General features: G+C 48.3%; 17 protein-coding genes. 4 read left to right on the plus strand and 13 right to left on the minus strand.

The features are described from left to right. Positions 1–2 precede the first annotated feature (2 nt). The 10 genes from IPG80_RS16790 to moaC form a co-directional block, all read right to left on the minus strand. Positions 3–452, minus strand: a complete 450-nt coding sequence (locus IPG80_RS16790) for a DUF4442 domain-containing protein (protein ID WP_345109163.1) — start codon at positions 450–452, stop codon at positions 3–5. An 11-nt stretch (positions 453–463) separates the two neighbouring features. Then, on the minus strand, positions 464–1174 hold the full coding sequence (locus tag IPG80_RS16795; RefSeq protein ID WP_345109166.1) for a gamma-glutamyl-gamma-aminobutyrate hydrolase family protein: 711 nt from the start codon (positions 1172–1174) through the stop codon (positions 464–466). A 123-nt stretch (positions 1175–1297) separates the two neighbouring features. Continuing rightward, entirely contained in the window at positions 1298–1645 is a 348-nt protein-coding gene (gene rplS / locus IPG80_RS16800; RefSeq protein ID WP_345109168.1) for a 50S ribosomal protein L19, read from the minus strand. Positions 1646–1739: 94 nt separating this feature from the next. Continuing rightward, positions 1740–2243: an endonuclease V gene (locus IPG80_RS16805; RefSeq protein WP_345109171.1), complete on the minus strand. Its 504-nt coding sequence runs from the start codon at positions 2241–2243 to the stop codon at positions 1740–1742. Positions 2244–2297: 54 nt separating this feature from the next. Then, complete coding sequence (gene fabF / locus IPG80_RS16810) at positions 2298–3542, minus strand: beta-ketoacyl-ACP synthase II (protein ID WP_345109173.1); 1245 nt, start codon at positions 3540–3542, stop codon at positions 2298–2300. Between the two features lie 312 nt (positions 3543–3854). Beyond that, positions 3855–4415: a GNAT family protein gene (locus IPG80_RS16815; RefSeq protein ID WP_345109176.1), complete on the minus strand. Its 561-nt coding sequence runs from the start codon at positions 4413–4415 to the stop codon at positions 3855–3857. Positions 4416–4454: 39 nt separating this feature from the next. Further along, complete coding sequence (locus tag IPG80_RS16820) at positions 4455–4919, minus strand: molybdenum cofactor biosynthesis protein MoaE (RefSeq protein ID WP_345109178.1); 465 nt, start codon at positions 4917–4919, stop codon at positions 4455–4457. A 52-nt stretch (positions 4920–4971) separates the two neighbouring features. Next, positions 4972–5220, minus strand: a complete 249-nt coding sequence (locus IPG80_RS16825) for a MoaD/ThiS family protein (RefSeq protein ID WP_345109182.1) — start codon at positions 5218–5220, stop codon at positions 4972–4974. Position 5221: 1 nt separating this feature from the next. Next, positions 5222–5590, minus strand: a complete 369-nt coding sequence (locus IPG80_RS16830; RefSeq protein WP_345109185.1) for a cupin domain-containing protein — start codon at positions 5588–5590, stop codon at positions 5222–5224. A gap of 34 nt (positions 5591–5624) precedes the next feature. Further along, positions 5625–6101: a cyclic pyranopterin monophosphate synthase MoaC gene (moaC, locus tag IPG80_RS16835; protein ID WP_345109188.1), complete on the minus strand. Its 477-nt coding sequence runs from the start codon at positions 6099–6101 to the stop codon at positions 5625–5627. A gap of 98 nt (positions 6102–6199) precedes the next feature. Between moaC and IPG80_RS16840 the strand changes: the two genes are divergently transcribed. Next, positions 6200–6973 (plus strand): segregation/condensation protein A, encoded by a 774-nt coding sequence (locus IPG80_RS16840; RefSeq protein ID WP_345109191.1) that lies wholly within the window; start codon positions 6200–6202, stop codon positions 6971–6973. Between the two features lie 80 nt (positions 6974–7053). Here the strand turns inward: IPG80_RS16840 and IPG80_RS16845 are convergent, their stop codons facing one another. Genes IPG80_RS16845 through IPG80_RS16855 form a run of 3 tightly spaced genes read right to left on the minus strand, consistent with a single transcriptional unit; the run spans position 7054 to position 8898 of the window. Further along, positions 7054–7527 (minus strand): FAD-dependent oxidoreductase, encoded by a 474-nt coding sequence (locus IPG80_RS16845; protein WP_345109194.1) that lies wholly within the window; start codon positions 7525–7527, stop codon positions 7054–7056. Positions 7528–7580: 53 nt separating this feature from the next. Further along, positions 7581–8453 (minus strand): FAD-dependent oxidoreductase, encoded by an 873-nt coding sequence (locus tag IPG80_RS16850; protein WP_345109197.1) that lies wholly within the window; start codon positions 8451–8453, stop codon positions 7581–7583. Positions 8454–8511: 58 nt separating this feature from the next. Beyond that, positions 8512–8898, minus strand: a complete 387-nt coding sequence (locus tag IPG80_RS16855; protein WP_345109200.1) for a VanZ family protein — start codon at positions 8896–8898, stop codon at positions 8512–8514. 11 nt (positions 8899–8909) lie between these two features. Here IPG80_RS16855 and pabB point away from each other — a divergent pair, with 11 nt between their 5' ends. From pabB to IPG80_RS16870, 3 genes are read left to right on the plus strand one after another with little or no spacing between them, the layout of a single operon-like run. After that, positions 8910–10634 (plus strand): aminodeoxychorismate synthase component I, encoded by a 1725-nt coding sequence (gene pabB, locus IPG80_RS16860; RefSeq protein ID WP_345109203.1) that lies wholly within the window; start codon positions 8910–8912, stop codon positions 10632–10634. A gap of 30 nt (positions 10635–10664) precedes the next feature. After that, entirely contained in the window at positions 10665–12125 is a 1461-nt protein-coding gene (locus tag IPG80_RS16865; RefSeq protein ID WP_345109206.1) for a DUF6056 family protein, read from the plus strand. 56 nt (positions 12126–12181) lie between these two features. Then, positions 12182–12370: a hypothetical protein gene (locus IPG80_RS16870; protein ID WP_345109209.1), complete on the plus strand. Its 189-nt coding sequence runs from the start codon at positions 12182–12184 to the stop codon at positions 12368–12370. The last annotated feature ends 12 nt before the right edge of the window (positions 12371–12382 follow it).

The raw sequence follows: 12382 nt of genomic DNA on the forward strand, positions 1-12382 counted from the left end.
CGTTAAATAGGCTTCTTTCTACGCACATACAAGAGCTTTTCAACACTGGCAACGACTTCGCCTTCTTCGCCGATAACATCAACAAAAAAGACGGGCTCGATCTTGCCTTGTGCATCAGCATCTCTGCGAATTTCTTCCACTCGCTCAACAGGAATATTGAACCGCGCTCGCACTCTGCTGCGCCCTGGCTTCTTAAATTGGATGCTGGCTGCTTTATCCCAAACAATATAGTCACTGCCCAACAAACGCATCAAGATCAACATAAACCATGGGTCGCACATGGCATACAGTGACCCGCCAAAATGTACACCGACCAGATTTCTGTTGAAGGAGGTCAAGTTCATTTCAACTTCAACGGTTCGATCATCAATGGTGTGGGAACGAATGCCCGCCCCAACAAGCGGCGGGTAAAAATTAATGAGCCTCTCCATCCAACGTTGACGCAGATTCATGATTCGGAATTCTATTTTTGAGATGCATCCACAAAAGACTTAAACAAACGACGCATTACAGGTTGGTCGGTCAACCATTCGGGGTGCCATTGCACGCCCATTGCATAGGGATGGTCAGGCAATTCAACAGCCTCGATCATGCCGTCTGGAGCATGACCAACCACCTTCAGGGAAGAAGCGACGTCTTTCAAGCCCTGATGATGCAGACTATTCACATTCAAAAGCGTCTCACCGAATATCTCCGCCAGGCGCGAATCCTCATCAATATTGACCGGATGAGCGATGGTTGTAAATTCATCCTGACTATGCTCCAGGGTCGTGTTAAATTGATCGGGAATGTGGGTGTAGAGCGTACCACCCAGGGCAACATTCATCACTTGAACACCGCGGCAAATTGCCAGAAACGGCTTGCCATCTTCCACAGTTTTCTTCAATAAGGTGAGTTCTGTAATATCACGAGAGTCATCCACCTCTGCGATCTTGGGATGATCTTCTCCCTGAAAATACTTGATCGAAATATCCCCGCCGCCGGAAAATAACACACCTTGTACGCGAGCATACAGATCGTTCCGGTCTTCTTCTTCCAATATAGACGGGATCAAAATCGGTATCCCGCCCGCCTGAACCACGGCGCGAATATAAGTATGTTGCACACCCGACATGGGTCTGCCATAATCATTATTACGGTTAAAGGTGGTAATTCCGATCAACGGTTTGGTCACAGGTTCCTCCAAAAGGGGAAATTTACAATACAGAAATCCAAGGATACCACAAGCATATTCAGGATGAAATTAAACAAAAAAAAGACTCCGATGAAAAATTCATCGGAGTCTGGTAAGGAAAAACTAGGAGAACTTTTCCTTGATGCGGGCGCTCTTGCCGGTGCGATCACGCATGTAGTACAGCTGAGCGCGGCGGACTTTGCCGTGGCGTTCCACCACGATCTTGTCTACACGCGGCGAGCGGAGCAGGAAAGTACGCTCCACACCGATGCCGTTCGACGCCATACGGCGGACGGTCACCGAGGAGTTGTTGCCGCTGTTTCGCAGGCGGATCACCAAGCCCTTGAACTCCTGAATACGCTCACGTTCGCCTTCCTTGATCTTTACGTGGACGCTAACAGTATCGCCAGCAGCAAGCTGGGGGATCTTTTCGTTGTCTTTTGCCTCTACGGCTTTAATCAGGTCTGCCATTTCCGTCTTCCTTACTTTGTGATTAGGTTTCCAATATACGCGAGGGCGGATTATAGCATGGATGTTCTCAATACACAAGAAAAAACGGGTTATTCTAACCACCCAATTCCCGAGCCAACCGGTCTACCTGAGCCAGCAAATCCGGGATCCTGCCCTCCCCAGACATTGAACCAACCAGAGATTTTGCCTCGTCCAAGGGGATGCCTGCTGCCGTAATATAAAGGGGCTTCCGGCTGATACCTCTGATCAATTCACATTCAGACGGTGTGTTCAAATAACGCGTCTTGGCAACCCCTATCACTGGCACATTGGAATTTAGTGCTTCAAAAAGGTAACGTCCTAACCCCGGTTTGGCATCGAAACCCAGGCTAACATAACCATCAATAAGAATGACATCCAATTCAAGATCAACATCAGAAAGAATAGCCTTGAGACAGGGCAGCTCACGCTTGTAGAAAGCACCCGGCTCATAAGCTTGGACACTTTCGATGCGCTTGCGAATGATCTTCTGGATCGAAGCGGAAGTCCAATTAGAGAATAGAATTCCAGCCGCATAAGCGGCATCATCAACATATTGAACATCAACAGCCAGGATCATACAGCCTCCATAAAGAAAGAGACCTCTTGGAAGAGGTCTCGATTGGTTGATTCTCTAGCTGTATTTTCGAACCGCCAGCACAGCGTTGTGTCCGCCGAACCCAAAGGCATTGCTGATCGCTAAAGAGATTTTCGCCTCGCGCGCCTTGTTCGGAATATAGTCCAGATCACATTCAGGGTCAGGGGTTTCGTAATGGATGGTCGGGGGCAGAATGCCTTCACGAATCGCCTGCACACAGAAAATGATCTCTAATGCACCCGTCGCACCCATCATATGCCCGGTCATTGATTTTGTTGAAGAGATCGGAACCTTATATGCCAGGTCACCAAATGCCGCTTTGACCGCGCGTGTCTCCGCCTGATCATTAAGGGATGTCCCCGTCCCATGGGCGTTGATATAACCGACTTCATCCACATTCGCTTTAGCAGAAGCCAGCGCCATCTTCATGGCTGCCGCTCCGCCTGCGCCATGCTCATGCGGAGCCGTCACATGAAATGCATCTGCTGTAGCACCATACCCGGCAAGTTCCGCCAAAATATTCGCGCCACGCGCCTTCGCATCCGATTCGCGCTCCAGAACGATCACAGCACCACCTTCCCCCATCACCAGACCATCACGGTTCTTATCAAAGGGCTGCGGCGTCATCGAATAACCATCGTTACGACGAGACATGGCACCTACGCGATCAAACGCAGCCACACCCGTGGATGTGATCGTCGTTTCGGCAGCGCCAGTCACCGCAGCATCGATCATCCCCGTGCGAAGCATCATCAGTGCCGTTCCAATTCCATCCGCACCGGAAGCACAAGCCGACGCCACCGAAAAACACGGACCCTTGATTCCAAATTCAATGGCAGTCATACCTGCACCACCATTCGCCATCAACATGGGAATCAAAAACGGACTAACCTTTCGGGGACCTTCCTTATAATTGATCAGAGTGGCTTCCTGCAGAGAATGTAAACCACCAATGGCAGAAGAAATGATCACGCCAATACGCCCTGAGTTGGCTTCAGTCACTTCCAACCCCGAATTCGAAATAGCTTCTTTGGCAGACGCCACAGCAAACTGTTCAAAACGATCACGGCGACGTGCTTCACGAGCGTCCATATATTCTTCAGGCTTAAAGTTCTTCACTTCAGCAGCGATATGCACCTGTAAATTCGCCGCATGTGAATCGAAAATAGTGATGGGACCCACCCCCGATCTCCCCCCGATCACATTTTCCCAACTCTCTTTAACATTCAAACCGAGCGGGTTGACCGTGCCCATACCCGTGATGACGATACGTTCCTGCATTTCTCCTCCGAATTCAGTGAATATAACTACAGTAAGAACACAGAATTTACGAAATCGTGACGCTCCGCTTCGCTTTCCGCCCATGCCTGCCAGCTCTCTCAAAAAGGGGTTTACGTCGAAAATATTTTCAGATCCCGCCAGCCATATACAGATTCTATTATTTTAATACCGCCTAATCAATCTGAGATTGAGCTCACCCACTGCTCTGCCCGTCGCTGAATGGAAAGGCTGCCTAAAAACTCATCTGAGACGATTCCACGGTAACTCTCTCTCCAAGCTGTCCCATGGACGGTGACAATGGCAGATGCATCATCAACAGTTTCTAAACGCCGCTTTCGCACGCCATTCGCGTTGAAGCAAGCCATAGTGGTATTCACTTACATAATCATTCCCCACAAGCAAGCTTTCTACAAAGTGAGCTTCCCGCCGGAAGCCCAACTTCTCAAGAGTTTTCCATGAGCCTATGTTTTCCGTATCGCAGTCGGCAATGACGCGGTGCATGTCCATGTCTTCGAATAGATAATCCAGCAAGGCTGTTGCGGCTTCGGTAATGTATCCATTCTTTTGGTGAGTGGAGGCGATAGTGAAACCAATTATGGCCTGTCGGGCATCGTCTCCTTTTATGACGAAAGCAATATCACCGATCAATTCACCCGTCTCTTTTAGCTCAATGGCTAGCTGCAGCCAATCATCCACTTTAGGCGCGTGGACGTCCTGCATTTCACGAATCAAAGCCTCCGCTTTCTCGCGCGGATATGGCAGTGACCAACTTTGATATTTTGCTACCACGGGATCATTACGATACGCCAAAAAAGCCTCCAAGTCAGAGGCGTTGAAATTTCTAAGAAGCAGACGTTGGGTATGAAGGAACATGATTTTCCAAAACAGGGCGGGGTGAACCGCCCTTACAAATTATTCGCCAGGCTTCGGAATGTAATCGCCTTCGACCCATTCCTGCCCATCAGGACCGATTTCCTTTTTCCAGACAGGGACGATCTCTTTGAGACGGTCAATCCCATAACGGGCAGCCTCAAAGACACCTGTATCACGATGGGCAGCAGTGCATGCAATCAACACAGTTGGGGTCTTCGGGTACAACTTGCCAATGCGTTGAACGATGGCAATACCTTCCACAACAGCCCACTTCTCACGGATCTCATCGGCAACCTGTTTCATTTTAGCTTCTGCCATCGGCACATACGACTCGTACTCGAGATATTCCGTCTCATGAGCATCGCCACGTGAGGTAACACCACGCACCATACCGGTGAAGATGGCTGCTGCCCCCGTGGAGGTAAGTGTGATCCTGGCAAGCAGGTCGTTTAAATCAATTTCTGATTCGGTGATGGAATAAATGGTTGGGAATGTTTCGGTCATAAAACTCTCTTGGTTCTAGTATGAATTATGCGTGGTATCTTGCATACGCACCTTATCCACCGCTGACGGGTGGGAATAAGGCAATTTCAGCATTACTGGGAACAACGGCTTCATCGAAAGCATACTCACGGTTGATCGTGATCAACACAGATTTCATCGACTCTCTCAAATTGGGGTGATCAGCGCCAAGCTTTTCCTTCAATTGCAGGATGGTCATGTCCATTGGAATATCCATCTCCATCGATTTAGTCCCGGCACGATCACGAATAGTTGCAAAAAATAATAGTTTGATATGGTTCATATTAAATCCAGACATCAGTAGGGGCTGTTAGCGTGGAATCTTTTGCAGTACCTGTGTTGACCAAGCCTGCAGGTTCGATCAACAGAATATGACACTCCTGCTCAGCAACAGGCTTGTGCTCCACCCCTTTGGGTACAACGAACATTTCGCCATCATTAAGTGAAACTTTACCATCACGAAAGAGAATATCAAGGTTACCCTTCACGACAATGAAGACTTCATCGGTTTCGGGATGGCTGTGCCAGACGAATTCTCCCTGAACTTTGGCAAGTTTGAGATGATAGTCATTCATTTGAGCAATGATCTTCGGCGACCAGTGCTCGGAAAATTTCGAGAGCTTTTCTTGGAGGTTGATGGAGGGATAATTCATGGGTTCACCAAAAATAAAAGGGACAAAGTCGCCATTACGGGTTGACAATATCTCCCGATTGACCACCATGCTTTTCAACGAGACGGATATTTTGAATCCGCATGGTTTTCTCGGCAGCTTTCGCCATATCATACACAGTGAGCGCAGCGACCGAGACAGCAGTCAGCGCTTCCATTTCTACACCGGTTTTGCCGGTGACCTTGGCAGTAGCGGTAATGACAACACCTGGGAGCGTGTCATCCAACTCAAGGTCGACATCAACTTTTGAGAGTGGCAAAGGATGACATAACGGAATCAGGTCTGAGGTCCGTTTTGAGGCGGTAATGCCTGCAATTTGAGCCACCGTCAAAACATCGCCCTTCTTGATCTGCCCGGCACGGATCAATTCCAATGTCTCCTTTTTCATGTGGACTTCACCGCGGGCGATGGCAGTGCGGGAGGTATCGGGCTTATCGCTCACATCCACCATTTTTGCGCGACCGTGTTCATCGAGATGAGTTAGCTTGGACATGAACTGAATTATAACCGCTCAATTTCCGCCATTGTGAGGGCACCAGAGCAAAGCCCCCTTGCAGTGACGGGAAGATGCAATGATATAATTCGCCCGCTATGGATGGAATTCTTGGAAATCAACTCGGCACATATAAGGTTCTGACCCCTGTTTACGAGGGACCACTGGATCTTTTATTGAGCCTGATCGAACGCGCCGAACTGGATATTACAACGGTCTCGTTAGGTTCTGTAACAGACCAATATCTCGAACATTTGCGCATGGTGGAAAACCAATTACCGGAAGAGATCTCGTCGTTTTTGGTAATTGCGGCGAAGCTGGTACAAATCAAATCAGAGGCACTTTTGCCGCGCCCGCCCGAACGCGAACCCGGTGAAGAAGACCCTGGGCTGGCGCTGGTGGAACAGTTACGGCTTTATAAGCGCTACAAGGAAATCGCGGTATGGATGGAAGAACGCCAGACCTTAAACTTACGAACATTCCTGCGCGTGGCACCACCACCCAAAGTGGAACCAAAACTTGACCTATCGAATCTGACTTTGGAAAAACTGATCTCCGCAGCGGAATCTGCGCTCTCAAAGGGTAAAGATAAGAAACCACTAACCACGGTCATCAGTGCGCCAAAGGTAACCATCCGCGAGAAGATCGATTACATTACAAAGACCTTGAAGAACATTCAACGCATGCACTTTAGCGGACTCATCACTGATAAAGCCACCCGTGTGGAAATCGTGGTGACTTTTCTTGCACTGTTGGAATTGGTCAAGCGCTATCGTGTAACAGCCAAACAGGACGTATTATTCGGCGATATTGAATTTGAACGCAGCGAAGACTGGAAAGAAGACGAAGAGATTGATATCGAGTTCGAATAACCTATTTAATAGCTAAAAACGGACGAGGTTTCACCTCGTCCGTTTTTGATTTCTTCAGTTGGCAGATCTGGAAACCCTGCTCACATCTCTTCAGCAGCAGCCACGCCTGAAAGATATGCTCCATGTACCGTGCTGGGGTACTCACGCCAGGTCGCCTCACCGGCAAAGAATAAAACATCGTCCACGGGCTCAAAAAGCGCATCATAATCAGCGCCGCTCGCAAAAGGCGGAATGTGCGAATATGCGCCAAAGGCAAACGGGTCTTTGCCCCAACGTGTCACCAACATCCCTTCAGGTTCAGGGATATCATCTCCGAACATCATGCGCAACGCATTCATGGCACCTTTATGGATGTCGTCATCCGAAAGGTCTTCAAGCGCAAAGCCCTTATCGCCACCATGAAAAGCCATCAACACAGGCTCACCCGTGAACGGCGCAAAACTCAACCAGTCACTCCATTCGCCAAGCTCCTCACCCATATAACTGATAGTCTGTATATCCTCATCCCAAAACGTTTCTGGAAATTTCAAATAGACTTTATTGAGGACGCCCATTGCAAGACGCTTAATTGCCGACTGTTTCGACTCGGGTAATTGCGGCTCAAACTTTAACAGAAGCCTGTTTCCAACACCCCAAGCGGAAACGTCACCACGGCTTTATCGGCCACAAAGCTTCCTGCAGACGTTTCCACCTCAACCCCATCACTTCCATAACGGACAGTGTTCACCACCGTCCCCAAGCGAATATCCAAGCCTTTTGCAAGTCCATCCGTGATCTGGTTGTACCCGCCAGGGAAAATAACTTCCTCGCCGCCAAATTCTTCATCTTGATCCCATTCCCAAAGCGACAGATCCTTCGGGTCAGCGCCATATTCCAATGCTGTTCCAAGGTAGGCGTAATAATTTAATCCACGCAGTTCTTCTTCTGATAGATCATACTCTGCCAATACTTCATTAAATGCCTCTTGTAAACTCATATCGCTATCCGTGTCTTCCTGCATAATTTCCACTTCAGCATAAATTTCCTCGAACAAAGCCTCGATCTCTGTCCATTCTGCATCTGACATTTCACTGCCATCCGCATGGAACATGATTCCATTTTCGCCATCCGTTGCCATGGTTTTTGCCCCAAACTGTTTCGCCAGCTTCGTGATCGGATTACCACTCACGCCATGGATCCATGATGCGCCAAGATCGAGCGGCAACCCCAGCGACGAATCTGTCCACATGCGCCCACCGACACGAGTCCGCGCTTCGAGAACGATGACGTTTAAGCCCTTATCGGTCAAAGTACGCGCGGCAGCAAGCCCTGCTATGCCTGCGCCAAGCACAAGCACGTCGGCACTGGTGGATGAATTTTGATTTGGCATAAGTTTGGTCTCCTCTTCCGGGGTTAATACACCACACGCAAGGGCAAGCGCTGAGGCTGTCCCGATCGAAGCGGCTTTCAGAAAATCTCGTCTATTAAATTTATTTTTCATGTAAATTCCTTTGTGTGTCACTCTAAGGGAGTGTTCTTCACGACCGAAGAGTCTCTTATTATTGACGTAAAGATCCTTCGCTACGCTTAAGATGACAAATTTGATAATGCATAAAAAGTGCGATCATCGCGCCAAAGCTATCGAACACTAGAACATCCGTAACTGCAGCGTGGCGCCCCGGCACAAATGACTGGTGAAACTCATCTGTCGCAGAATACAACACTGCCAGCAACCATGCCAAAAAATAATTTCGCTTTGGCAATGCCCGTAAATAGGAGAGAGCCAACAAACCATAACCGACCCCATGCGCACTTTTTTTGACGAAATAGTCCCAGCCGCCAAAACTCGGCAATTCATTACTGGTACGTGAAGAAATGGCAAAGATGGCAAGCATCATCAAGAACGCTGGAAGCCATCGCGGTACAATTGCAACGAATTTATTCATGAGAGGTTTACTTGAACGGTGACGTGATTCTCAAAAACGACGATGTTTGGTGGAAGTTCCATAATCCGCATCGCGTGATTTTAACCGAGAAGTTGGAAGATGTTCGCAAGAGATTGGAAGAAGTAGAAAGGCTGGTCAACGAACATGGCTGGATGGCGGCTGGCTTTATCAGCTACGAAGCCGCCCCTGCATTCGACCCGTCGCTACAGGTTATCCCATCCCACGGATTTCCTTTACTTTGGTTTGGTTTATATGATGCACCACATATTCTACAGACGCACGAAATCTTCGAAGACTTTGAAAGTCTGGCGCCATTAAATTGGCTGCCGGATACTGATAAAGAAACCTATAATGCAGCCATTCAAACCGTAAAAGACCGCATTGCCCAGGGGATGACCTATCAAGTCAACTTCACTATGCGCCTCAGCACAGACTTCCATGAAAATCCCTTGAAGTTATTCAACAACCTCGCCCGCTCACAAAACAAATATGCCGCATACCTCGACATTGGCAATTGGGCAATCTGCTCCGCCTCACATGAACTCTTCTTCGACCTAGATGGAGAGATCAGTACTGGACGCCCCATGAAAGGGACGGTAAAACGCGGTCGTACTACAGCTGAAGATAAAGCTATTTCTGATTGGCTACACGCATCCACCAAAAACCGCGCCGAAAATGTGATGATCGTGGACATGATCCGCAACGACATTGGGCGGATCGCAGAGACAGGCAGCGTGCATGTCCCTGAGTTGTTCACCATCGAAAAATACCCCACCCTCTTCCAAATGACATCAACGGTCAGGGCAAAGACCAAGGCATCGACAAGCGAAATCTTCGAGGCGCTTTTCCCATGCTCCTCCATCACCGGTGCGCCAAAAGTCAGCACCATGAATATCATCGCGGAATTGGAGACGAGTCCGCGCAGAATATATACGGGCAGTATTGGTTATATTGCGCCGAATCGCAAAGCACGTTTCAATGTGGCAATCCGTACCGCACTTGTGAACAAACAAGAACAGACAGCCCAATACGGCGTTGGCGGTGGTATTGTGTGGGATTCCACCTCCGCAGATGAATACGGCGAAGCCTTGTTAAAGGCGCGGGTGCTGACCGACCCTCCGCAAAATGAATTCTCCCTCTTTGAAACCCTGCTCTGGACACCGGAAAGTGGCTACTTCCTTTTGAACAGACATATTGCAAGAATAATGGACTCTGCAGAATATTTTGGGTTTTCTACAGAGAACTCGGAAGGAATGATAAAAAAATTCTTGAGCACGTTGACGGCAAACGCCATTTCACCCAGACGCGTAAAGCTTGTGATGAATTCTCGCGGAGAAATATCGGGTGAAGCGAAGGATTATCAAACAAGTGAAAAATTATTCAACGTATGTTTGGCAAAAGAATCCATAAACTCCAATGATAGATTCTTGTTTCATAAAACAACACGGAGAACCGTTTATGAGCAAGCTGGCATCCAAGGGTTCGATGATGTGCTTCTCTTCAATGAAAACGAAGAATTGACCGAGTTCACCATTGGGAATCTGGTTGTAAAGTTGAACGGCGAATTGTTCACGCCGCCAGTGGAATGCGGGTTGTTGGCTGGCACGTTCCGGGCGGAGCTGGTCGCATCAGGCGAGGTAAAAGAAAAGGTCTTGAAGAAACAGGATCTGGCGAAAGCGGAAGCGGTGTTTTTGGTCAACTCTCTCAGGAAATGGGTAAAGGTTCGATTCGGGTAAAATAAATCCACTACTCTAGAAGGATAATAAATGGAAAAGAAAAACTCAATCGGGCAGATGACTGTCTTTTTAGGAAGTATTGCGCCGATCATCGGGCTGGGGCTCATGATCTACATTGGTTTTTATAATCGGTTTTGGAACGATGACTGGTGTTACAACTTTGACTTCAAAACCCTTGGCATCGATAGCGCGATCAAAACATATTTCATGACAGGACCCGAAGCCTTGCGGGGATACGCAAACAACCGCTATTCCCTGACATTGATCTCCGGCTTGTTGTATCTTTTGGGTATAGTAGGTGCAAAAGTTACTGCCGCTTTGGTAATTACCAGCTGGTTCATCGGTCTTTACTGGACCCTCTCAAATATCGCCAAAATATCTGGTTTCGCCTCCAGGACTGCCATCATGGCAGGAACGGCTACCCTGCTTTATTACACGTTATATATCTCTCCGCAGAGATTCCAAGTCTTATATTGGACAGCGGGCATCCATTACAGCCTTGCGATCATCTCCGGAATATTCCTCTTTGCCTTGATCACATCTCAATCCGTCCGCGCAACTCGCAGCAAACTAATTGACTACATCATCATTCCAGTAGCAATTCTGGCGGGTGGATTTTCCGAAACCGGGAATACCTTTTTGCTCAGTTGCATGACTTTGTTTTTGGTTCAGCTTTGGTTGCAAAAAAAACAACAGTCCGTTTGGGCAGAGAAAGCGCTTCCCACAGCGATCATCGCTTTTGTTACCCTGCTATTTTCCCTGATGATCCTCGTTCTAGCCCCCTCAAACGCAACTCGCACTGAAGTGATCTCGGCAGAACGTACAAGCCTGCCCATGACGATCTTCCTCTCACTAAGGTTTGCCTTTGATTTCATCACAGACTCTATTCGCAGCCTGCCAATGCCGCATCTTATTTTCCTATTGGTCTTTCTTGCACTGCCGATCCTGATTGGAGGATCGTCTAAAGAAAAACTAAATGGGGTTTTGCGAAACGTCATCTTGCCTGTGCTCGTGATCCTTATCGCCATATGGTTGATCACAGCTGCAGTTCAGGCTCCCAGCGTTATGTTTTATGGCGCTCCACCCGACCCGCGTGGGAAATCGCTTGCCCGGTTTGTCATGCTTGCAGGGTTGGCAGGGATCGCCTGGTTGCTTGGCAGGGAATTAAACTCCCGCTGGAATAATACTTGGTTACACTCAATAGCCATCCTAGCTGTAATCCTCAGTGCTGTATACACAGCCCGAACTGTAACACGGGTTTATGCAGAACTGCCTGCCTATCGCCTACGCGCAGAATTATGGGACGCACGGGATCATGTCATTCAAACTGCGGTTCTTGAGCAACAGAAAAGGGTAGAAGTCAGCGTGATTGACATGAAAGGTCTGGGCGTACAGGACATTATGAAATCCCGCGATATGACCGGGGATTGGATCACCGCCTGTAGCAGCAAATTCTACGGGTTTGAGGCAATTAAGGCTGCCCAACCCTAGGCGGGGATGTTTGTTATAATCCAGTACGATAAATTAGTAGAAAAGGAAAGAAAAAAATGTATATTGACCCTGGCTCTGGTGGAATGTTGTTTCAAATTCTCGCGGTTATGTTTGGCGTTTTGTCTGGCACCGTATTGATGTTCTCTGGGCGTATCAAGATGATCTTCGCCAAGTGGCGCAGAACCATGCGCAAGGAAGATCAGCAGGACGAAACACCTAAAGACGATAACAACTCCAATTCATAAATCACCCTTCAA

Source organism: Candidatus Villigracilis vicinus, assembly GCF_016702885.1.
GTDB lineage: Bacteria > Chloroflexota > Anaerolineae > Anaerolineales > Villigracilaceae > Villigracilis > Villigracilis vicinus.